Source organism: Vibrio sp. Vb0304 (assembly GCF_033338995.1).
In the GTDB taxonomy this organism is placed as follows: Bacteria; Pseudomonadota; Gammaproteobacteria; order Enterobacterales; family Vibrionaceae; genus Vibrio; species Vibrio alginolyticus.
This window is the reverse complement of sequence record NZ_JAWOTT010000005.1, coordinates 132,633-155,804: the sequence shown is the minus strand read 5'-3', so window position 1 is coordinate 155,804 and position 23,172 is coordinate 132,633. Positions and strand designations below refer to the sequence as shown.

General features: G+C 44.6%; 20 protein-coding genes. 3 read left to right on the top strand and 17 right to left on the bottom strand.

Annotation, left to right across the window (positions count from 1 at the left end):
• Nucleotides 1-310: 310 nt before the first annotated feature.
• Both R7P35_RS09875 and R7P35_RS09870 read left to right on the top strand, forming a co-directional pair.
• Entirely contained in the window at nucleotides 311-1,891 is a 1,581-nt protein-coding gene (locus R7P35_RS09875) for a BCCT family transporter (RefSeq protein WP_005377659.1), read from the top strand.
• A gap of 126 nt (nucleotides 1,892-2,017) precedes the next feature.
• The gene (locus R7P35_RS09870) at nucleotides 2,018-2,407 is read left to right on the top strand and encodes an ATP-binding protein (RefSeq protein WP_005377656.1); all 390 of its coding nucleotides are present in this window, start codon (nucleotides 2,018-2,020) and stop codon (nucleotides 2,405-2,407) included.
• A gap of 19 nt (nucleotides 2,408-2,426) precedes the next feature.
• Here the strand turns inward: R7P35_RS09870 and R7P35_RS09865 are convergent, their stop codons facing one another.
• The 16 genes from R7P35_RS09865 to R7P35_RS09790 form a co-directional block, all read right to left on the bottom strand.
• The gene (locus R7P35_RS09865; RefSeq protein ID WP_005377654.1) at nucleotides 2,427-3,065 is read right to left on the bottom strand and encodes a sugar transferase; all 639 of its coding nucleotides are present in this window, start codon (nucleotides 3,063-3,065) and stop codon (nucleotides 2,427-2,429) included.
• Nucleotides 3,066-3,075: 10 nt separating this feature from the next.
• A complete protein-coding gene (locus tag R7P35_RS09860) occupies nucleotides 3,076-4,266 on the bottom strand; it encodes a glycosyltransferase family 2 protein (protein ID WP_042522924.1) in 1,191 nt (396 codons plus the stop codon).
• Nucleotides 4,259-5,377 carry a glycosyltransferase gene (locus R7P35_RS09855; RefSeq protein WP_042522926.1) on the bottom strand — a complete coding sequence of 373 codons (1,119 nt, stop codon included), beginning with the start codon at nucleotides 5,375-5,377 and terminating at the stop codon, nucleotides 4,259-4,261. The genes R7P35_RS09860 and R7P35_RS09855 overlap by 8 nt, the downstream gene beginning before the upstream one ends.
• 221 nt (nucleotides 5,378-5,598) lie before the next feature.
• Nucleotides 5,599-7,032 carry a GumC family protein gene (locus tag R7P35_RS09850; RefSeq protein WP_005377649.1) on the bottom strand — a complete coding sequence of 478 codons (1,434 nt, stop codon included), beginning with the start codon at nucleotides 7,030-7,032 and terminating at the stop codon, nucleotides 5,599-5,601.
• Nucleotides 7,029-8,153, bottom strand: a complete 1,125-nt coding sequence (locus R7P35_RS09845) for a glycosyltransferase (protein WP_042522928.1) — start codon at nucleotides 8,151-8,153, stop codon at nucleotides 7,029-7,031. Before R7P35_RS09845 ends, R7P35_RS09850 begins: the two co-directional genes overlap by 4 nt.
• A gap of 115 nt (nucleotides 8,154-8,268) precedes the next feature.
• Nucleotides 8,269-9,633 (bottom strand): O-antigen ligase family protein, encoded by a 1,365-nt coding sequence (locus tag R7P35_RS09840; protein ID WP_005377645.1) that lies wholly within the window; start codon nucleotides 9,631-9,633, stop codon nucleotides 8,269-8,271.
• Nucleotides 9,630-11,060 carry a lipopolysaccharide biosynthesis protein gene (locus tag R7P35_RS09835; RefSeq protein ID WP_042522930.1) on the bottom strand — a complete coding sequence of 477 codons (1,431 nt, stop codon included), beginning with the start codon at nucleotides 11,058-11,060 and terminating at the stop codon, nucleotides 9,630-9,632. Before R7P35_RS09835 ends, R7P35_RS09840 begins: the two co-directional genes overlap by 4 nt.
• A complete protein-coding gene (locus R7P35_RS09830) occupies nucleotides 11,053-12,225 on the bottom strand; it encodes a glycosyltransferase (RefSeq protein WP_042522932.1) in 1,173 nt (390 codons plus the stop codon). Before R7P35_RS09830 ends, R7P35_RS09835 begins: the two co-directional genes overlap by 8 nt.
• 11 nt (nucleotides 12,226-12,236) lie before the next feature.
• A complete protein-coding gene (locus R7P35_RS09825; protein ID WP_042522934.1) occupies nucleotides 12,237-13,421 on the bottom strand; it encodes a glycosyltransferase in 1,185 nt (394 codons plus the stop codon).
• A 144-nt stretch (nucleotides 13,422-13,565) separates the two neighbouring features.
• Entirely contained in the window at nucleotides 13,566-14,636 is a 1,071-nt protein-coding gene (locus R7P35_RS09820) for a glycosyltransferase family 4 protein (RefSeq protein WP_042522936.1), read from the bottom strand.
• Complete coding sequence (locus R7P35_RS09815; RefSeq protein WP_042522937.1) at nucleotides 14,611-16,137, bottom strand: sigma-54-dependent transcriptional regulator; 1,527 nt, start codon at nucleotides 16,135-16,137, stop codon at nucleotides 14,611-14,613. The genes R7P35_RS09820 and R7P35_RS09815 overlap by 26 nt, the downstream gene beginning before the upstream one ends.
• Before the next feature lie 307 nt (nucleotides 16,138-16,444).
• Nucleotides 16,445-16,825 (bottom strand): Hpt domain-containing protein, encoded by a 381-nt coding sequence (locus R7P35_RS09810; protein WP_005377636.1) that lies wholly within the window; start codon nucleotides 16,823-16,825, stop codon nucleotides 16,445-16,447.
• Between the two features lie 11 nt (nucleotides 16,826-16,836).
• On the bottom strand, nucleotides 16,837-17,523 hold the full coding sequence (locus R7P35_RS09805) for an AAA family ATPase (protein WP_005377635.1): 687 nt from the start codon (nucleotides 17,521-17,523) through the stop codon (nucleotides 16,837-16,839).
• Nucleotides 17,523-19,625 carry an SLBB domain-containing protein gene (locus tag R7P35_RS09800; protein ID WP_017820662.1) on the bottom strand — a complete coding sequence of 701 codons (2,103 nt, stop codon included), beginning with the start codon at nucleotides 19,623-19,625 and terminating at the stop codon, nucleotides 17,523-17,525. The genes R7P35_RS09805 and R7P35_RS09800 overlap by 1 nt, the downstream gene beginning before the upstream one ends.
• The gene (locus R7P35_RS09795; RefSeq protein ID WP_042522939.1) at nucleotides 19,622-20,488 is read right to left on the bottom strand and encodes an OmpA family protein; all 867 of its coding nucleotides are present in this window, start codon (nucleotides 20,486-20,488) and stop codon (nucleotides 19,622-19,624) included. The genes R7P35_RS09800 and R7P35_RS09795 overlap by 4 nt, the downstream gene beginning before the upstream one ends.
• Nucleotides 20,489-20,514: 26 nt before the next feature.
• The gene (locus R7P35_RS09790) at nucleotides 20,515-20,835 is read right to left on the bottom strand and encodes an STAS domain-containing protein (protein WP_318092022.1); all 321 of its coding nucleotides are present in this window, start codon (nucleotides 20,833-20,835) and stop codon (nucleotides 20,515-20,517) included.
• A 422-nt stretch (nucleotides 20,836-21,257) separates the two neighbouring features.
• Here R7P35_RS09790 and R7P35_RS09785 point away from each other — a divergent pair, with 422 nt between their 5' ends.
• Nucleotides 21,258-22,103, top strand: coding sequence for a DNA ligase (locus R7P35_RS09785; RefSeq protein ID WP_017634928.1), 846 nt, complete (start codon nucleotides 21,258-21,260; stop codon nucleotides 22,101-22,103).
• 15 nt (nucleotides 22,104-22,118) lie between these two features.
• Here R7P35_RS09785 and R7P35_RS09780 read toward each other — a convergent pair whose 3' ends face one another.
• A complete protein-coding gene (locus R7P35_RS09780; RefSeq protein ID WP_042522941.1) occupies nucleotides 22,119-23,117 on the bottom strand; it encodes a DUF3080 domain-containing protein in 999 nt (332 codons plus the stop codon).
• Between the last annotated feature and the right edge of the window lie 55 nt (nucleotides 23,118-23,172).

Genomic DNA, 23,172 nt, shown 5'->3' with positions numbered 1-23,172 from the left:
CAAATCAGCGCAGGTCTTCTCTATTTGCGCAGTGACTGGCTATGAACTTAAGTATTTCTTGTGTCTTTTCTAGTCTACAACCTACGACAAAATCAATCGTTAGACCTCATAATTTTTGTGTTGATATTATTTCCCCTTCATCTGTCTTGAATTGAGCTTAAAATGCAATAAATCACGACTTTTTGCAAAAATATGTGATTGCTGCTAAAATTCGTCCCGCTTTAAAACTTTAGAGTTCAAATTAATGGAGGGCGGTATTGGAGTTCTTCTCACCTGAGGGGCGTTTCAAATTCACGTTAAATTTGTATTTATGGATAATGCATTTAAAAAATATAGTATTGATACAACCGATTATCAGGTTGGACAGGATAACGTTCAAAAGTGGGGATTCGATATACATAACCCGGTTTTTGGCATTAGTGCGGGGCTCGTTGTTTTCTGTCTGATTTCACTTCTTCTTGTTGAGCCAACCACTGCTCGAGACGTATTAAACGGTCTAAAAAACGGAATTATCGAACAGTTTGATGCGTTCTTTATGTGGTCGACAAACTTCTTCTTATTGTTCGCCGTTGCTCTTCTTTTTTCTCCGCTAGGTAAAATCCGCTTAGGAGGCAAAGAAGCAACGCCGGATCACTCAACCGTTTCTTGGTTGTCGATGCTTTTCGCCGCGGGTATGGGTATTGGTCTTCTGTTCTGGAGTGTGGCTGAGCCGACCGCGTATTTCACTGATTGGTGGGGAATGCCACTTAACGCAGTACCATACACCGAAGAAGCAAAATCCCTCGCGATGGGTGCCACTATGTTCCACTGGGGTGTACATGGTTGGAGTATTTACGCACTCGTTGCACTAGCATTAGCGTTTTTTGCCTTTAACAAAGGTTTACCACTTTCATTGCGCGCGGCGTTCTATCCAATTTTTGGTGACCGTGCATGGGGCTGGTTAGGTCACGTTATTGATATCCTTGCCGTTTTGTCGACGCTATTTGGTCTTGCAACGTCGCTAGGTCTGGGTGCTCAGCAGGCGACCAGTGGTATTAATCATGTCTTTGGTCTAGAAGGCGGCATTGGTACACAAATGATTGTGATCACCTTCGTTACCTTTATCGCGGTGCTATCAGTGATTCGTGGTATTGATGGTGGTGTTAAGCTACTGAGTAACGTCAATATGGTGGTTGCGTTTGCGCTGCTTATTTTCATTACCTTCATCACGTTTGATACGGCGTGGAGCTCGCTACGCGACACAACAATGGCTTACATTGAAAATATTATTCCATTGAGTAACCCTCACGGTCGTGAAGATGAAACTTGGATGCACGGCTGGACGGTATTCTACTGGGCTTGGTGGGTATCTTGGTCACCGTTTGTTGGTATGTTTATCGCGCGTGTGTCTAAAGGTCGTACGGTTCGAGAATTCTTATTCGCAGTCATCGTTATTCCTACAGTTGTTACTTTGATTTGGATGTCTGTGTTTGGTGGTATCGCGCTTGACCAAGTGGTGAATAAAGTTGGTGAGCTAGGTGCAAATGGCCTAACTGATATTTCATTGACTCTGTTCCATGTTTACGATGCGCTTCCGTATAGCTCAGTGATTTCAATGCTTTCTATCGTGCTGATTCTGGTATTCTTTATTACATCGTCAGACTCTGGCTCACTGGTTATCGATAGTATTACCGCCGGTGGTAAGATTGATGCACCAGTACCGCAACGCATTTTCTGGGCGTGTATTGAAGGTGCAATTGCAGCCGTAATGCTTTGGGTTGGTGGTAAAGAAGCCCTGCAAGCATTGCAATCAGGTGTTGTTGCAACAGGATTACCGTTTACTTTTGTTCTGCTGTTGATGTGCGTAAGTTTGGTGAAAGGGTTAAGAACAGAACTGCCAGCTTACAAATAAATACAACACGATCCATGATTGAGTTTAAATGCCGAGCCTAATGTGCTCGGCATTTTTTATTTCTACTTTTCTTTTCCAATAATTTCGTTACAGTTTAGGCTTATTCCCACCTCATTAAACTGCATTATGTCACTGGCTAAACTCATTCTTATTCGTGGACTTCCGGGTTCAGGTAAAACAACCTTAGCAAAACAACTAGCGATAGAGCTTGGTGCTAAGCATTTTGAAGCTGACATGTATTTTGAAAATGATGAAGGTGATTATCACTTTGAACCAGTTCAATTACCTCAAGCGCATGAGTGGTGTTTTCAGCAAACTAGAAAGTGGTTGAACAAAGGGAGAGTCGTGATTGTGAGCAATACGTTTGTTCGACATTGGGAGATGAAGCGTTACATGGACTACTGCATGAAGAAGCGCATCGAGGTGGAAATTAAAGTGTGCCACGGAGCGTATCAAAGCATTCATGATGTACCACCAGCGACGATAGAAAAGATGCGACGCCAGTGGCAAGAATGACCGTTACCAGAACCGGAAGTTATTGACCTCGTCCGTCAATCATCACAACGAATGTTTTGCTCATGATTGAAAGGTCCATTGAAATCCAAGAGTAAAACGAACCTAAGCTTAGTGCGTAACTGTGGTCAAACCCAACTTTGCGTCTTACATCTTCAATGCATGCATCATAGCCTTGGTTAACCTGAGCTAAGCCTGTGATACCTGGTAACACGCCATATGTGCGCTCTACAAAATAGGGGATTTCATCTTCCAATTTCTGGTAGAAAGCTGGGCGTTCTGGGCGCGGCCCAATCATCGACATTTCACCTCTCAACACATTAAACAGTTGAGGTAGTTCATCTAAACGCGTTTTGCGTAAAAAGCGTCCTACTGGCGTGATGCGGGGATCATTTTCAGTTGCCCATACTGCGCCAGAGCGTTGCTCTGCATCAATATACATGGTGCGAAACTTCATGATTTGAAAAAGATCCATTTTTTCTGGTGTGCAGCGTCCTACTCGCAATTGGCGATAAATCACAGGGCCTTTCGATGTGGTTTTGATCGCTAGCGCGATAAATGGGAATAGTGGTGCAGTGACGACCAAAATAAGCATTGCAACCAGTACATCAAACGTTCTTTTCGCGTGGCATACATTTGAATCGTAGCGTGAGTTTTTCATGATGCTTTCCTTATTGGTTGACGCGTTTCCAACGTCCATTTTCCATTCCGAGTAAATACTTCATACCGCCGATAAAGTTGGCGAGATGACCAATGACGATGTAGCTAATCAGCTTAAAAGGTTTAATTGTGTTAAGTGCTGGCATCAAGTAAGTGATAAGCGCGATGCTATAAATACCAACTTGTGCGGACAGCATTACTTGAAACAGCGGATTGTGTGCCAGTAGTAGTGAGCAAATAAAGCAAACAATCATCAAATAGGGTGTTGCTAAGCGCAGAACCTTTCCCGATAGAAATGCAAAGGCAGTGCCACGATAACGAGGTAGCAGTAATTTCTTTAATTGCATGAGCTGCTGCATGTTACCCGCTGAAATTCTTAGGCGCCGCTTGAAATCTGCGTTGTCTGAGCTCTGTTCTAGTTCAAGAGCCAGCATGTTTGGCTCGTAAATAGCGCTATAGCCTCGCAAAACGATTCTCATAGGGAGAATAAAGTCGTCATTAATGGTGCTAACTTCCAGTGGTTCAAATAAGTGAGTTCTGAAAGTGTAAAACGCACCGTGGGAACCAATCGTTGAACCTAACAAAGATTCTTGGTGCTTTACTCGAGACTGGTATTGCCAATACGCCGCTTCACCTTGGTTATCAGTGCTCATTATTTGATATGTTGCGTTAACCACTCCAACGTTCTCATTTTGATAATGCTGACTAGCTAGCAATAGAGAATCGCAAGAAATCAATGCCGACGTGTCACTCAGTGCGGTAATGTCCGAGCTAACATGACGCATTTCTTCGTTGAGTAGGGCAACTTTACCGCGATTGACTTGGTGATCATTAATAATGAACAGAGTATCAGAGCAGATTGCTTCTTGAATTGTCGCTTGAGCAATCTCGGCTGTGTTATCTGTGCAGCCATCACATGCGATCACTACTCTTAATTTATCCCTCGGGTAGTCTAGGCTCGCAAGGTTACGGATCTTCTCTGCTATCCATTGTTCTTCATTGTAGGCGGGCACGATGACAGTAATAGAGGGTAGCTGGCTGTCTGTTTTGGAGGCTTTGTAAGCTCGCTCTACAAATGGTGCTTTGGTTTCGTCTTGCTGTTTTAAAGGAAGCCACTTAAGGAGCAGTGGGTACCCAACGTGATGATAGACAATCAAAAACGCGGATAAACCAAACCCTATAATCCAAAGTAAATCATTCATAGCTAGCCTCCTTGGCCAAACGTGAGTAGCGACTCACCATGTCTATGATATCAAAGTGTTTGAGAATAAAAGTTCGAGGAGAGCGGTGTGATGATTCCAGTTGCTGTGATAACGCTTCGGCCAACGAAAACACGCGATTTGCTTCAACCAGTGTGCTGTTGTTCGGACAGAGCGTCTCTTTCACGCCGCCAACATCCGTCGCGACGCAAGGAATGTCACATGCTTGAGCCTCGAGGGTTGAGAGAGGAAATCCCTCTTGAAGTGATGGTAAGCAAAACAAGTCTAGGCTTTGGTAAAAGCTGGGCATATCGTCGACCAAGCCTAAAAAGGTTACTCGATCTTCAAGTTTTAACGTTCTAACTTGTGCTTCCAATTGAGCTCGCTGAGAACCATCTCCAGCAATGGCTAGGTGTGTGTTTGGCGTAAGATGAGAGAATGCTTCGATAAGCACTTTATGGCCTTTAACTGCTTCTAGACGCCCGGCAACGCCAATCACGATTTTGTCGGTTGGAAGTTCAAACAAGTGTCTTGTTGCCGTTTGGTCACCGCTTTTAAACTTCTGACAGTCAATCCCGTTATGGATAGTACAAACTTTGCGATACTTTAACTTAGTCTGTATTTGATGGGCGACAAAGTTAGCATCGGCAACTACTTGCGGGCGAATCATTTTTAGCAGTAGGGACTGCAGTCGAGCTGATTTTTTGTTATTAAGGTGCCATGCGTCGTGCTCGGTATGAATCACTACAGGTACGTGCGCTAAACGTGCAGCAATACCACCATACAGAAGTGGGCCGATATGATGGGTGTGGACCACGTCAGGCTTAAGTCCTTTGAGCATGGAAGTCAGCGTACTGATGGTTTTTCCGCTGAATCCAGGTTTCTTATTAAGAAAGTGCAGTTGGCCTTGGTAGGGCAATAGTTTTTGCCAGCCTTGTAGTGCATGTTCTTTGCTTCCTTCTAAGCTCACGACAAAAACGGAATGGTTTGGCTGCGCAAAACGAAGCATTTCTAGTACGAGCGTTTCTAAACCACCAGGAGCTAAGTGTTGCACGACGTGTAATATCACTTTTTTGCTGTGCTTAGTGTTATTGTGTTTTTGTCTGAATTCCATTTTCAAACCCTCGTTGAGTTCTTTGTTTATTTAGGAGTTGCAGACTGCGTGCCAAAAAATTAATCATTTAAAAACAATAAGTTAATATTGATGCTTGTGAGACTTTATGTTTATTCTCAATTTGAGATTCATATTAGTGGACATGCTATGAGGCTGTATAAGGCAGTAGTAAAAGAAAAGCACTCGCAGACCGAGTGCTTGTAAATGAGTTCTTATGGCGGTTAGTTTCCGTACACTACGTTAGGTAAAGTGGTGATGACAGGAACACCAAGGTGTTTTTCTAATGCTCTTTTAGAGCGGATAGAGTTATCGGCTAACTCAAGTATCGTCGCTAATCCAATGCCTAAACCAGCGCCACCAATAAATCCTAAAATGACAAATACAAAACTAGGTAAGTTAGTTGGAATCGTTGGCGTGAACGGTTCATCAATGATTTTTACGCGCTTATTCTCTTCAAACTCTCCCAAAGAGCCTGTTAGTTGGGCCATCTCATAGCGTTCGACGAGTTCGTCATACATTTCTCTCTTCACTGCGACGTCACGAGCTAAGCGGTTGATTTCTGTTGCCGTGCTCCCAAATTGGTGCGCATTTCGCTCTAATTCTTGGATCATGTCTCGCAAGCTGTTGGTTTCTTCCGTAAGTGCTTCAAAACGTCCGCGCATCATTTGTAATTGATGTAGTTGGGAGACAAGTAGAGGCTGTGCTTCGCCAAGACTGTTTACTGTGGTATTGCTCGCGATATCCCATAGTTGAGCACTGTTTAGTTCTGGTTGTTTAGAGTTCAAGAGTACCGAGCGTTCCTGCTCCAACCGGTTTAATTCTCGCAACTTACCTTGCACTAAACTATGCGCCTCTGTGTATTTAGCGCGAAGCAGGGTAAGTTCACTACGAATGTCGATGATTTGCTCTTCCAGTTTACCGATAACCGGGTTCGTTTTGGATAGTTGTTGATCCAAACTGCCTAGACTTCGTGAAACACCAGCAAGCTCCGCCTCCTTTTCGGCTAGCGTTTGTTTGAGGCTAGCAAGGCGAGTAAGGCTTTGAGCTTGCATTTCGGGCGTCGCGTCTGAGTAAGTATTTTTATACTCTGCAAAGGCTTGCTCTGCCTTGTCTAGTTCTTCCCTGCGTTTGTTGATATGGATAGTCAAAAAATGGCTCGAATCTTTAATCGAAGAACGCTCAGGAGCCAAAAGCTGTTCGACAAAATGCTCTCTGACAGACAGCAGCATCGACTCCATTCCTTCTGATTTACCACTTTGCAATTGAATTTGAATGAAGTCTTTACCGAGTGGCTGAACAGACAGGCGCGACGCGAGATCTTTTATGATGAACTCTTGCTCTTTTGCACTCATCTCATCATTGATCAACGATTGTTCTTTTGCGACAGAATACAAAACGTGTCGGCTTTTTAGCAGAGTACTGAGTGCGCTCAATCGGTCTTTAAGCATTGTTGAGACGGCAAGGTCTTGAAGGAACGGGTTCATTTTCGCTGTCTCTTGAATAAGCATGCTGGTATGAGCAACATAAGTCGTCGGAACCAGCTTACTTACGATGAAGCCCAGCACCGGCAAGACAAGCATAGGGATAACGATCATGTAACGACGTCGCCAAGCGCCATGTAGTAATACACTAAGGTTCTCTCTCAAATCGTTCATAGCGTCCTCACTAATTTCTCAACTTGGTTGGCTCTTGCTTCCCAGCTTTGCTGTTGAACAAATGACTTTGAATCTGTCGGTGGCGGTAGGAGGTGATCGAGACTGGCACGCACGTCTTCGACATCTTGAACCACATGAAGCATATGTTTGTAGGGCATTAATGCAGGAAACGGTGTGCTGATAACAGGGGTTCCTGTTGCCAAGTACTCAAGAAGTTTAAGCGGATTACATGCCTTGATTTGAGCGTTATCAACAAAGGGCAACCAACTGGCATCCCAGTGTTGGGAGTAACGTGGCAGAGTGTGATGCGCTCTCGGGCCCAGGTAGTATACGTTGCATCTTTGTGGAAGTGGATTATCACTGAACTCGTTAGGGCCGATGAACACGAGATCCCAGTCAGGCGCTTGGTCTGCGACTTGGGCAATTAAGTCGTAGTCTAACCATTCCGACAAACTGCCATAAAAGCCCAGCACTTTGCGACCATTATTAGGAAAATCTTCAGCCTTAGGTGCTGGCTCAGAAAACAGACTAAAGTTGACACCGTGAGGCAAAGTGACGGTTTTACCAGATGGAAATTTGGTGGAGAGTGTTTCGCTTGCCGTAAAGATAACGCTGGCCGCATTAACAAGAGTACGTTCGTGCTTGGCCACCGTGTCGTGGTCAACACCAGCTAAAGCGCTAAAGTCATCGCCACAATAGTAAATCAGTCCACGTGGGTTCATTTCTGCACAAAGATCGGCAGCAGTCGGGAGCGACGTCCAAAATACAGGCTTATCAAAACCAAGAGCTTGTAATTGTTTATTGAGTTGGTGTTTCATCATCTTAGCGGCCACTTTTCTTGCTAATGCAGAGCTAGGGGCAGGAATGGTGAGCAAGTTGATGATGTGAATGTTTGGGCTTGTTTCAGAGTCCAATGTTGGCTTGTGTGAGCCTACGTTATGAAATACACGAGTGAGTTTGTTTAACGCACGCTGTATGTCTTTAGAATCCAGCTTAGGTTGACGAAGGCCAATGGAGTTAACCCAAAGGATGCGATGGTTCGCTGCTAGTCGCTTGACAATATGCTGAGTGGAAGAGGGTAACCCACCAAAATCTTCTCCAAATACTACGATGTCTGTCATGTGGCTCTCCTTGAGCCTTGGTTATTTGATTACTAATTAAGTGAGTAATCACAATGCGTGCCAAGGAATTAGCCATTTTAAAACAGTGAGTTATGGGTTTTGTTTATGTTTGAAACTAGGATTTCTCATTTTGACAGTCACTTTGAACAATTCGGCTAACGACAACTGTTAATGCCGCTAGAATGTAAATTGGCCAAGTGAAACCTTGAGTCAGAAAAGTGCCTGATACGATGGTACCGATAAGCCCACTTAACACGGCGTTTGCTCCAACAGAGAGGGTGTAATCTGATTTTGGTGTCAACAATGAGATGGAATGCAAAGAGGTGCGGATCAATGACACAATTAAAGTAATGAACACAGCGAGCCCGACAAAACCCGTTTCTGCTAACACGCCAAACCAAGTGCTATGGACGGCGTGGTTGATACCATCCCAGTGTGGGCTGTAGAAATAGTAATTAAAGTAGAAGTTATCTAGACCTACGCCAGTCAACGGGTGATGCAGCGCCATTTTAAATGCCGCTTCCCACGCATAAAGTCGCCCCATCGCAGAGGCATCTATACCATCCTCAGCGGCTCCCCCCGATTCTCGTCCTGAAATACCAGCGAATGCGTAGAGTACGATCGCTGCGATAGCGCCTAATACCAAGACTAATGTTTTGCTTTTGATATGTTTAAAAGCAAAGTAGGCAAATACAGACAGTGAACCTAGTAACCCCCCGCGGCTCTGCGTCTCAATGATCGCAAAGAACAAAACCAAACAGGTGATAAGGGCAAAGAGCCTGAGATGCTTGGGGGAATGCTTCTCCATCAATTGACTAACGGTAAAGGCAAGGGGAAACATCAGCACTAGTGCCAAATCGTTAGGATCGCCAAGTACTGAACCTATGGAGCGTCCTATCGACACGCGCGTCCCTTCGACTAAATCAATGCCATTCGCAGCGTTTTGTAATGCCACTAAGCCAATCAATAATCCGGCGAAAATAATTGCTTTTGACATCTGAGCGAGCTGTGAAGGTTTAGTAATAAGCCAGGTGATGGCCAACGTCATAATGATGATTTTCCAATAGGTATTTTTGAACACCGTTATTGCGATATCACGACTGGAAGCGAATATGATTCCGATGATCACCAGACCCCAAAATATACACAGCCACTTTAATGAAGGGTGCCAAAAAGCTGTAATCTGGCGGCTTATAAGAAGGTGAAAGGCGAGTGCGGCGAGTGCCCCCAGTGATAACAGTAATGGGATCTTGAAGTTATAGATAACAGGAAAGGCTTCGTGAATACGAAAGAATGAAAAAATAACGAACAGTGTGACAAGCCAAAACGTTTGATTGAGAACAAACAGTAACGCGAGTGGTGCGAAACACAACGCAACAATCAAAATGGGATGAGGCATAACAATCCAAAGCAGGCCGATACAGACTGTAATCGTCAGTGCTGCGATGGACTGTTTTGTTCTCACCTTGGTTTCATTCATAACGAGTATCTCTTCACCTGTCCACGCCTTTTCACTATGTATCGAGTGAGAGCATTTAGCGTCTCTTTACTCATGTAGCGAGTGGCTATCCCTGCCAGCAAACTGCATGTCAAAATGCAAATTGCGATGGCGATGCCTATTGATTGTGAAGAGTGAAGCAGGAACAGTGCCACACCGGATATAATCTGTAATAAAACCATCAGACTTAGGTGGAAAGGCAACGCCATACATTGTTGGCCTACTACATAAGTCAGGCCCAGCTTACACAGTTGTGCGTAATAAAGCGCAATGAACACCCCATAAATACCCAGAGAAGATAAGCCAAACAGCAAAGCAATCGCAACGCACGCAGAGACGACATTTATACCCAGTAGCCAGCGAGTACGACGCTTGTACAAAATGGAAATATTAATGAGTTCGCTCCATTCTTTTAACATGGCGATAGGCAGCAAGAATAAGCTGAATAGTACCGCCTCATGATAGGTTTCTGGCAGTAAGTAGGTGATCATCACCATTGCTAATGTGCCGACCACTACACTCAAACCTGTAATGTAAATCATACCTAAGTGTGTGATGCGCACTGCTTCAGTGTTCTTGCGCCCTTCTAAGTAATTAAATCGACGTGGCATCCACCACATGCCAAATGGCTGCACTAAAATACACATGCCCACTGCAAATTTTACCGCTATCGCGTAAATCCCTAACGTCGCAAGAGAAGTGTTGGCACCAATGAACCAGCGCTCAGCGCCATTGAGGCAGAACGCAACCAATCCAGCCATCATCATTGGTAGGCAGTAGTTTAGGTATTGTTTTGCCAATGTCAGCTTAGGAAGGGTGACATTGTAACGGTTAACGATGTGCAGCCAAACAAATTGAGTAATAGCAGCCAACAAGCCCCCCCACAAAACAGAAATAACATGGGGATGAACAGACAGCGCCGCGACGATAAAAATGACCTGAAAAATGGTGGTAGTGACCATGACGTTAAGCAGTGTTCTTGCTTTGTCGTCTTGTGTTCTTAACCAGGCAGTGCCGATTGCAATACTGCCCTCTAGAACGATGGCAAACATAACAATAGCAAATTCGACTCGCGTAAAAGGCGCGGGAATGGGGGCGATTAAAATGATAGTGAGCAAGCTAAGAGCGACGACGCCAGCGATGAGTAAAGCAAGTGAGTACAGCTGGTTTAGTAGGCTTGTGCGCGTATTTTGATCCTTTTCAACGCCGACGAATCGATAAAGCGCTTCATGCAAAGCGAAACTGACAAACAAGGTCGTAACAACACCAAAGGTTGTTAGAAGCTCAAGCTTGCCCATTTGCTCTGGTGAGAGAAAGTGGGGCAATACAGGCAGCATGATTAGGCTGATGCTTTTATTGATCACTAAGGCGATAGCAAATAGCGTCATGTTGGTCATTGCTTTAGACATGATCATATCCTTTGATGTCTCGCGGTGTCTTGAGTGTGCAATCATTGTTGGTAGCAATTTCGGCAGCAAGGTGCTGGGCGATTGGCAAATAACAACGTTCGGCTGTGTATAGTTGAGAAACATTGAGTGCTTCGATACCCATCGTTACTTTCATCCACGGCGATTCATTCAAAAGGCGAATTGCGTTGTGTAGCGAAGCCACATTGTTAGGCGTGTATTTAATACAATTTCGGCCGTGAGTTAACACGCGGTCCCAATAACTATCATCATGTGGAATGACGACACACATACCTGCAGCGAGAGCCTCCAAAATAGATAACCCAAAAGGTTCGTTGATACTGGTGGAAACAAACACACCACACTGTGAACGCAATTCATCTAAGTTGTTTGGGCACTCATGCCATTCAACACCTTGTGTGTTGAAGTCCGGTGTTGAATATTCCACACCTGCCACGTTAGGTTTGATGTAACACACGGTGGATTTGATCTTTTTCGACTCATCAAGTGTTAAAGCATCAAGCAAAAGATCGATGTTCTTCCATTTTAGTAAGCTAGCTGCCCAGAAAACGCGGCTTGAAATCGGATTCGCTTGTTTTGGCCAGCGATCTTTCGATAATCCATTAACAAACGTAGATGTATTCAAACCACACCAATAGCGTTCGGTGGCTGGCTTCTCTGTTTTGAGGTAGGCCTGTAATGCTTCTACCATTGATTCGCGGGTGTTTGCCAAGTAGTAAATTGCCGATGCTTTTACTAAGCAGTAGCCAGCAGATCTCGATCGTCCAATAGGGCCATGAACCATCTGTACCACAGGCTTTTTGCTAATTAATCGTAGTAAGTACAAAGGCATATCATTACTTGGGCAAGATAGGCCCAAAAAGCTATCTATCTTTGGAAGCTTCATGCACGCGTAGAGAAGTTGGAGAAAGTAGTAAGCGTTCATCAACCAGTAGGTCAGGCCATGAGTCGAGTTAAATGGTGACGGTTTTATTTTTATAACTTGCACATGCGGTGTACCACTAAGCAGTGACGCCCAATGCTCTGGATTTGTAGTGAGTAGATAACCAATCACGTTCAGCTTATCGCACTGCTTAAGGAGCTCTGCATTCGCGATTTTGGATCCACCTTGCATTGGGATGGCGTCGAACATCAATACACGTTTCATGACCGGGCTCCTCAATTGATGCTCAACCAGCGTGAAAGAGGCTTCATGCAGTGAGTCATTGGCATTGGTGTAATGGCGTTGTTATTAAGTTCACCTTCGTAAATACGTTCAATAGCGTTGATAGATGCAGTCGTCGTTAAGTGCTGGCTAGCATGTAGGTAAGCGTTTTCCGCCAGCTTGTTTCTTAATGCCGCGTCTTGCATGACTTGTTGAATCGCGTTTAACAGGCTCGCCATTCCACTGTTCTGGTACAGCAATGCAGAGTGATTATGCTCGAACAACTCAGGAATGCCTCCCGTTTTAGGAGCCACGATAGGCAGTTGAGCTAAAGCCGCTTCCCCGAGCACGAGACCAAAGGCCTCTTCATAGGCGCCGCTAATAAAAGCGTCTGCATTACCACACATCCACGCTCCAGCATTGTGTTGCTCTCCGACAAAGTGCACTCGTTCTTGGATACCAAGATCTGCGGCAAGCTGTTGCAATGCTTCTCTTTCTTCGCCGTCACCAACAATAACAAGGTGAGGGTTGTGGTGGTGGTAGTTGTGCATGCGCATTGCCCGAATAAGGCGGTCAAACCCTTTGCGCTTAATCAGCGAACCCACCGACAGAAAGGTAAAGGCCTGTGATGGGATTCCGAGGCGATCTTTAATGTCGATGGGTGTATCCACGCCTTGAAGTGACACGCCGTTGTGTACGACATGAAGTTGGTTTTGCGGGTAGCCGTCCTGAAGAATTTCGCGTCCAACATCTTTGCTAACGCAAATCAATTTTGGAGAGAGGTGAAGTCCGAGAGAGAAGCGATCGCGCAATGTATAATGGCAATGAAGTTGCGTGACAAGTGGTATATGATTCATGCGAGCAGCCAAACACATCCATTGACAAGGGCCGCCGCTATTGACGTGTACCAAGTCGATGCTGTGCTTTTCGATCAAAGCTGAGCCTTGTTTGATAAGGCTATTCCACCCGCTAATATCCCAGCGTGGAGCGCTCCAACCACCAACCAAATTGAAGGATGAATGTTCCGCTTCAATTCCGAGCGATTGGCACTTATCGATTAGTGGTTGGCAGTTTGACCATACGAATGGCTCAAACTTATTGCGGTCGATTCCAGAAATGAGATCCAGAAGCACTACTTCACTGCCGCGAATCCAATTATCACCATAATGAACATATAGAATGCGTTTTGGCGTAGTCATAAGTCACCTCTGTCTCATCATTAATCTGCGTTAACTGCTGAGCTGCAATAGAGATGCCAAAATATGCCATTAGTTTATGTGATTGAATCTTATATGATATTTATGTTTGGAACTCATCATTCTCATATTGAGAACCAATATGGATTAGTGATCCGTTTCAATTTGATATTTTTGTAGCAATACGGGAATCACACTTTGCGCTGAGAAATCATCAATGATGGTTTGTCGAGCATTCTGGCGAATGAGTGATTGTTGCGCTTCACCAATCGATATCCAGTCATGAAGACATTTAGCAAGAGAGGGAATGTCTTCGACGATAAAACCATTTTTACCCGTTTGGATAATATCTGGAAGACGACCTACACGTAAGCTCATCACGGCAATGCCTCTCGACATGGCTTCCAGCGCCGCCATTGGAAGACCCTCATAACGAGAAGAGATGATAAGTACGCTGATATTTTCCCAAACACCTTCCATATCGGTTTGATGGCCGAAGAAAGTCACGTTTGGAGGGGCAGTTTGATTAAGCGACTCTTTTTCTGGGCCATCACCGTACACACTAAACTGTAATGTTGGACAGAGCCTCGCTACCTCAATAAATTGATCGGCGCCTTTTTCCTGACTCAATCGGCCGACAAAAGCGATCTCCTGATAGTTGAGTTGACTGTTGGGAATCGAAACAAAGTTATTCAGCAGTTCTGAAGAACAAAAAACTTTGCGCTGAATACTTGGACTGACAGCAAAGCAATGGTCAGATAGGCTGCCTGAGCTTCTATCAAGCCAATCGTATAGCCATAGTTTCCCTGAGGACGATTCACCAGCATGATAAGTTGAAATCAAACGAGGAAACGTACGGGTGAGCAGTTTGGCGCAGCGCGACAAAATCGACGCTTTATAACCATGGGAGTGAACCACTGAGGGTTGGTGATTGGCGACGGCGCTTGTTAGGTGTTTAATTTTTAAAGCTTTATTGGGCTCGCCAGACAAATAGTTTAAGTAACTCACAGGGATCGCGGCTTCTTTTGCCTTCTGTACAATCTGAGCAGCTGGTGAATACTCAGTGGTTAGCACAACTCGAGCTTTGTGTCCAAAGGCGATTAATCCCCGAGCTAGCTCGATAACGTGACTTTCAATGCCGCCGAATAGACGGCTATCAAGCAAGATCCAAATTTCACCAATGGCAGGTTTATCAAGATTGTTCGAGATTAATTTCATCCGCTTCCCACGCTTGTTTTTTTCGGTAAACCGTAGATGGGCTTAACTCCAGCATGACAGCGGCGTTGAGGACGTTGCCATCACAGTACGCAATTGCGTTTTGAATTGCTTCACGCTCTACTTGCCACATAGGGCGAATGGTTCCATCAGAGTTAAAGTACGGTGAGGTAGCAGCAGAGGACGGTGTACCAGGCAGCTCCGCTGCGGTAATCGACGGTTCGACCGCAGAAGGTGAAGGTTCCTCAGTATAAACAGGTGGTGGTGTGATTGGTGCAATGTTTGCTGACTCTTGAGCAACATGCGCAGGTGTCGTTGTTTTCGTAACTTTAGACTTTTTAGTGAGTTGAGCGGGTAGGTGGCTCACCGTGACTTTTTCGTCGTTATTGAGCACCACAATGTTACGTATGATGTTTTGTAGTTGCCTTACATTACCCGGCCATTCGTAATGCTTGATGATATGTTGAGCTTCACTGTCGATTGTTGAGAATTTCTTTTTGTCCTGTTTGGCGTAAGTGGTCAAGAAGTGCTTGGCAAGCGTGACGATGTCACTTCCTCGTTCACGTAATGGGGGCATATCGATAGGTATAACGTGCACACGGTAGTATAAGTCTTCACGAAAACGACCTTCTTCTACTTCTGTTAATGGATTTCGGTTAGTGGCACAAATGATTCTCACATCCACTTTCATTTCTCGAGTGCCACCAAGAGGGGTGTAAGTGCCCGTTTGTAGAAAGCGGAGCAACTTCTTTTGCATCTCAAGTTCCATTTCACACAGCTCATCAAGAAAAAGCGTGCCACCATGTGCCAGCGTCGCCGCACCTTTTCGATCTGTTGTTGCTCCAGTAAAGGCCCCTTTAACGTGACCAAAAATCTCACTTTCCATCAAATCTCGTGGAATAGCCCCACAGTTAATTGCAATAAAAGGCTTGTCTTTACGGTCACTCTGGCGGTGGACGGCTTCAGCACAAACTTCTTTACCTGTGCCGCTTTCTCCCACAATAAACACACTGGCAGAAGTTGGCGCAACAGCATCAATGGTCTTGTATACCGCCTGCATCGGGAGGCTTGAACCGATGAATCCGTGATAGTTGTGGCGATCAAACTTGGATTGAATATTTTCCACCAAATCTTCCAATTTGGCGCGTTTAAGGTGCAATGCAACTGACGTTTTTAGGCGATCAGCGTTTATGGGCTTTTCTAAGAAATCTTCCGCACCTTTTTGAATTAGATTAACGGCTAAGTCGACGCTGCCGTGCGCCGTAGCAATAATAACGGACGTAGGAATGTCATTCTGGTTGATCCAATCCAGCACGTCTTCGCCAGACATGTCGGGCAGTTTCAAATCGAGAATGATGAGCTGAGGTTTGCTTCTTTCAATAAATTGAATCGCTTCGCGACCTGTCTCGACATGAAAAATGTCATAAGGTTCGTCTTTCACATACTGCTTATAAAGTATGGCTAGTGAAGTAGAGTCCTCTACCAGTAACACCCTTGGTCTCATAGTCCCATCCCAACGTAGTTTGTTTCATTTTTTATGATTTTTGTCAGCACTACTATTTGGCATTATGAGTGGTTTATAGCTCTCTAGTGCTGAAAATTCTCAATTTGAGAAAAGCGTTATTTAAGTATTAGCACAAGGTAGGAAATTTGCGAAAAATCCATACTTTTTAATTGATTAAGTATACCCAAATAATTTCAAGGTGTGTGGCTTGGCGAGGGTGACTGAATTTGGAGCCTAAATTTCTGAGATGATGTCGGCATCGCGCTTTATCAAACGCGATGCTTCGCTAGGGAGTAAGACACTGATACTACTCAAACCCTTGAGCTTTTCGCTTTTCTAACGCATCAAACGATTCATTGGCGAGTTGAGGAAGTGTTTCACAAAGCTCCAATGCTTTTGGTATTTTTCCTTCGACACAGTACTTCTCAATCATTCTTGCTTGTCTTGAAAGCGTTCGATTGCCTAGAGCGAGAGCAGAACTGCCCAGTGTGTGAACCTCGAACTCTAATGTTTGAAGGTCTTTTGTGCTTAATGCTTGCTCTATTTTCTCCATGCGATCGCGTGACTCTTCGACATAGTGATCAATCAAGGTAGGGATGATTTCGGCGCACGTATCTTTGATCATTTGCTGAAGAATATGCTCATCCACTAATTCTTGCTCGATAGTCAATGTGTTATTTATCGTCATAATAGCGCTCCCTATAACATAAACAGTTCGCTTTTTTTAATTTGCTGAGACAGTTTTTCTTTCCACTTTTTTGGTAAGAAACGCAGCTTGGAAACTTGGCGGATTAACTCATCTTTCAGGCTTGGAGTGTGCTTCATGTTCAGTACAGAACCAATCAAGTTCGCATCGCTAGCATCGAGTAGCTTTTTGGCTTGCTCGAGCTGGGTTGCAGTCGTAGAGCCATAATGCGCTACTAACAAAGTAGCATCACATACGCCAGCAATCACTTGAGGCGCAATATTGCTTCGGTTGACACTGAGAAGTGGTGATGTATCTATCACGACGCGCTCGTACTGCGTTAACCATTGTGCAATGTTTTGTTTCAGCGTTGTTGGGTCTCGGTACGCTAACTGAGTACTGGCGAGAGATGGAGCTGGGAGGCCGACTAAAGTTTGGTGTGTATTCTCTCGTGTGATCAAATGGCCAACCTTCTCGTCATCATCAAATTCGTGAACAGTGTGATAAGCGGGTTTGAATAAGTTAAGGTCTACATACAAAGTATTGTGGCCTGCTAAAACCAAGCGCTCTGCAAGAGATGAAGCCACGGAAGTGACACCATCTTCAGATTTACAACCCACAACACAAATCGTTTTGTGGCCTTTCTGTTCACTCTGAAGATAAATTTGCTCAATCTCAGCGTGAGTTGCAGGAATAGTCATTACAACGCTCCTATTAACACGATGGTTGTGGTGATTTGTAAAATATCTCTTAGTCCGGCCCTCGCTTTTTCAACAAAGCTTTCGTCTTTATGGGGAATGTAAATTGTGTCGCCTGCGCGAATGACTGGCAGCTCATAAATGTTGGCTGTTTTACTAAAGTTCACCAAATCAAATGTTCGGGCTTGGCCTTGGCAGCAAGACATATTGACCACACTGATCTTTTCAAGGTAGGCATTATCAGTTGGTCCTCCTGCTTCCGCTAAGAGATCAAGCACAGTCATGTTGTCATTGAATACGTACCGCCCTGGGTCTCTTACTTCACCTAATACGCGTACCGTGGACTCTTTTGAACGATCTAACCAGTTTTTGTTTTTTTCTGGAATGTAAATGGTATCACCGGGACGAACGTGGGGCAGAATTGACTCATCGCCTGTTTCAAAGTACATCGATAAATTCAATTTACTCACTTTGGCATAACCTAGGCCTCGGTGTGTGACACGGATGTTGTGAATATCTGCATCCATTGTCGGTCCATCGGCGGCAGACAAAATATCCAGAAAATGCATATCTTCGGTGAAACGATAGCGCCCAGGTGCATTGATTTGCCCGAAAACGTATATCGATGCGTCAGAGCTTTGGCTTACCCATTGCGACTTATTATCGGATGGGTCGTCAGGCAATGCATGTACCCTTACGACTGTACCAGCGGAAACTTGAGGTAGGCTTGATGTTGGTGAGCCATCCAGAATGTATTGGTCTAAGTCAAATTGTGTCATTTGACCGTTATTGGCGACTTCAATTTTGGTGGTATCAGCTCGTCGAGTTGGGCCTCCAACGTGTGCAAGCAGGTCAATCAAATCCATTTCGTCTGACCACTCGATGCGTCCAGGGCGAACAACTTCTCCCATCACTGCGACCGCTCGACTAGGTGCTACTTTTAACCAAGACTTCTCATTGAAATCGGTTTTCTCCGGTACGAAAATCGCGTCTCCTGGTCCAACATTTGGTGGTCTGGCTGAAGATAGTCCTTCTGTATGCGCGGTAAGATCGAATTTGATGACTTTGCCATCGGCTTTTATAACGCGAATTTGGCGAGATTCTGCGTAGCGAGTGGGCCCGCCAGCGTTGGCGAGGATATCCATGAAGCTAGCGCCTTGCTTGCCTTCGTATGCCCCAGGATGGGCGACTTCACCCATCACGTAAACCACATTTGCACCTGCTTTGATTTCTTCTTCCTGTTTTGGGACAAAGATGGTGGCACCTGGCAGGATCTCCGGCAGTAGGCTTTGGTCTCCAGTATCAAGGTACTTTTTCAGGTTAAACATGGTTGGGTTATTGTTTGTTATCACTCGAATTTGCTCAACACTGGCATATCGTGTCACGCCGCCAGCTCGCATTACGACATCAACTAGCGTGGTGTTGGGCTTGTATGAGAACGAGCCAGGTGCGTTGACTTCACCAAAGACTTTGATTGCACGAGCGGAATCTGCGCTGTCACCTGAATTCGCGAGTTTTGCTGCATCAAACTCTTGCTCAATATTCCCTACGAGTGGGGAAGCGGGGACAAATAAGACATCCAGTGATTCTAGTTTTGGCAGTTGGCTATTGTCACCCGTATCAAGGAAGCGTTTGTAGTCAAATTCAATGTTTTTATTTCCACGTTTCACGATCATTTTATCAAGCTGAGCCCCAGCGCGCAGGCCGCCAGCTTCGTACACAAACATTTGAATGTTGGACCCAGAAGGTAAGGTATATTCACCGGGTTTGACCACGTAGCCTTGAACGGACACTAACAACTGTTGCTGTTTAATAAAAACTCGAGCGTTGTTAACGTCACGATACACGGTCTTTAGCCTGTCGATAATCACGTCTTGGAGTTGTTGTTCATTGTAGCCGGCCACTAATACAGGGCCGACTTCTGGCAAATTAATTCGTCCACGACGATCAACCTGAAACCCTTGGTTTAACGACGCCTCTCCAGGTAAGTTAATCTGTATTAAATCACCGACCTTAACAGTATTGCTCTCATCCGCTATGGAAGAAGGTACCCACGCGACCAGACACAACAACATTAAGAGGATAAATGGTTTCATCGTGTTCATAGCGCGCCTCCTGCCGTTGGGTTGCGGTTTATTGAGCTATCGCTATCTGAATTAGGGCTAATAACCTCGATGCTTACTCGACGATTAGTTAAACGCACGGCGGATGTTTCACCTTCATAGAGTGGCAGGTTATCTCCGACAGATTTGGTAGTGACTCTCTCTGAAGTGATACCAAATACGGTTAGGTAACGCTTTACTTGTTCCGCACGCGCTTGAGCAAGTTTCTGGTTGTAATCGGGGGTTCCAGTTGCATCCGCATGCCCCGTTACTACAAGAGATAGGTTGGGGTGGTCACGTAAAATGTAGGCTGCTTCTGCCAAATGTCCCATGTACTTCGGGTTGATTTCTGCTGAATCGACAGCAAACTGGTTGTCGATATTAAGTAGTGCATAGATATCCGAGACTATGTTTAGGTCGCTACGTAGTGCTTCAATATCATCGGGCGGTGTGCAAGTGGTTTGGCTCAGTACGTAGTCGAGTTGTTGTTCGAGCTGGTTTAAGCGTCGACGCTGAATCACAAGGTCGTTGGCAGCGTCGAGTAAAAGCCCACCTTCTAACTCGCGCGCAATTCTATTTTGTTTTTCAAGGGCCTGAACAACTGCCGCAGGAAAACACCAGCGCGCGCCCTCTTGGATTAGTGCGTCTAGATGTAACTTGGTCAGTTGCCAATCAAACCTTAACCCATGTTCTGGACCTAAAGGCTCGTCAGGCATCACTGGGGAAAACTGATAATTCTCGATCGAGATATCTTGATAGCTTTCCGCCAAGCCACCTTTCCCGTGTTCTGGGTAGTCAAACGACGAACAACCAAACATGCCGACAACAAGACCGCTTAATGCATATCGTCGTATAAGATTTACCATGCCAACCTCCGTTTAAACCGGTATTTTTAGTGTCCTTTTGAGTTAACGGGAATGGCATGGTTGATACGAAGCAAGCTCATGATTTCTAAAGGTTGGCCTGATACGTTTTCAATACTCATGCTTCTTTCACGTTCAACTAGACGCTTATATAAGTAAACAATGGCACCAATCCCTGAAGAATCAAGAAATTGGACGTGCTGTAGGTTCATTTCGACTTCTTTGTGATGATTGTTGTGAATTACCTCATCAATGTGATGTTGTGCTTGTCGACAGCCGCTTGCATCTAAGTCACCAAAAAACTCAATGGCTAACTTGTCTTGATTGATTTCTAGTTTGCGTAGTTCCATGACTCTGTCTCCGTTTGTTTTTCTAATTGGATATAGAGCAGGTAACGTGCCAATTTGAAATTAATGAAAAATCAAACAGTTAAATATTGTTAATGATATTGTTCAATTTGAGAAAGGACTGATTCTCAAATTGAGAATCAAAAACGCACAGAGAAATGGTTTGCTTATAAGAGGTTTTGAGCCGAAAGAAGTCGTTAGACCGAGGGATCTCGTCATGATTAGATTCCAACTCGATTGACGAACCATCCGCCTTAAGTGAATAACGTGTAACGACTAAATGCAAAACCTGTCTAAAGTTTATGATTATCTTTGCAAATTATTACTAATGTTGATTGTTATGAGTCGAAGAATAACTAGTAATAAATAGGTCATCGAGAGGACTTACGTTTCAATAAAGGCGATTTTTTGTACAAGGTCTTCTTATGCCATTAAAAATGACATTAATTGCGCTGGCTGTTATGGCAGCGTCTTCACAGCCTCAAGCGGATACGTCTCTCGCACCACCAGTTTCTCTTGCACAAAGCTATCAGGATGGCATTGATGTGTCTGAATATTGGTATAGCGAAAAACTTGATGGTGTTCGCGCTTATTGGACTGGGCAACATCTCGTGACGAGAAATGGTAATCGAATCTACGCCCCAGACTGGTTTACAGGACCTTTGCCTGATTATCCGTTGGACGGTGAACTTTGGGCTGGGAGAGGTAACTTCCATCTTGTTCAGCAAACGGTATTAGATAAAACTCCTGTAGAGTCTGCTTGGCGACACATCGACTTTATGATCTTTGATATGCCATATTCCGCTGGTGATTATCGGAAGCGTTATTACAACATCAAAGATTTAGTGCTTGAAGTCGACCAGCCTCATATCAAATATGTCGAGCACCGAGCGATTCAAAATGAAGCTCATCTGTTTACACAGTTGGATAAAATTTCAATATCCGACGGTGAAGGGGTGATGTTGCGGAAGGTATCAAGCCGCTATCAGGCTGGACGCGGTAGTGATTTGCTTAAACTAAAACGATACGCAGATGATGAAGCGTTAGTTGTGGGTTATAAGCCAGGAACAGGGCGCTTATTAGGTATGATGGGAGCAATGTTAGTTCGCTTACCAAATGGCATTGAGTTTTACATCGGTAGCGGATTTACCGATGAAGTGCGTCGCCAGCCTCCGAAAATTGGTTCAACCATTACATTTAGATATAACGGTTTTACACATACTGGTAAACCGCGTTTTGCTCGATTCTTGCGTGAAAGGTTGAAGGAATAGAACGCTCTGCACTTACTAGTTGCCAACGGTTACACCACATCGTTTGAAGAGACCCTGCCAAAACTGAACGTGGTTTAGGGTTTCTTGCCTAAATGTCCTATGTGCCTCAATTATGCCATACTGGTGACCATGGAGTTGCATACGGTTCTCCACCAAAGTGGCACCATCATTAAGTTGTTGATAGGTACTGTCTAAATAAGCCAAATAAGGTTGCACTTCTTCAACGTAAATGGATTGAAAGACATTTCTTAAGTAGCGGAACTGAGTGGTGTCTCTGTTCGGCCCGCACAATACATTGCTCTGGTTCTGCTCAAGTAGCTGAGTTGTCGCTTTTAACCAAAGGGATGTGTTAACCATTGAATAGTAAAGTCGTCCGAGTAAACGAGATTTCTCTAACTCTTCTTGATATTGAGTAACTTCCACATCGGGTAGACGTGAGACCGCGCGGTGGGGTAAATCATACATTTCGCTGAAAATACGATAGACATCGTTAATGCGTGCAATATCATTCGTCGTATTTTGAGATAGCCAATCAGAGGCTGTTAGTTGCTTTTGCATGGCATCACTTACGAGTAGTAAGTTGTCGAGATGAATGTCTAGATGTTGCCATTTGGTTGAGTAAAGCTCTGTCAATGTCGCGCGTTCTTCATCGCTAAGTGGAAATTCGGATAAACATCGATTTATGACTCTTAAAAGGGCAGTTTGATAATCAAAATCATGAAAGGCATCCTGCACCTTTCCAAGTTGTGAGTTTTTCTCGGCAAGTAAATTAAAGAGTCCGCATTGTCGTAATTGATAGCTCTCTAGCAGGCCAATAGATAGCCTTGGCAATGGCTCGAACAAAACGCGTTTCGCAGGAATCGTTACCGTAGACTGTAATTCTATTGGAATAGCAGGAACGTCCAATACATTGGCTACACGTTGATGATACTTATCAAACATGGCGTTCTCTGGATTGAACCAGTTATCACAACCATTAAGAATCAAGATTAAGAACAATAAAATAGACCGCACAAATATCCTTTTTTATAACTTCGTATCCGTTGTCTAGAGAGCAAAATCAACCACT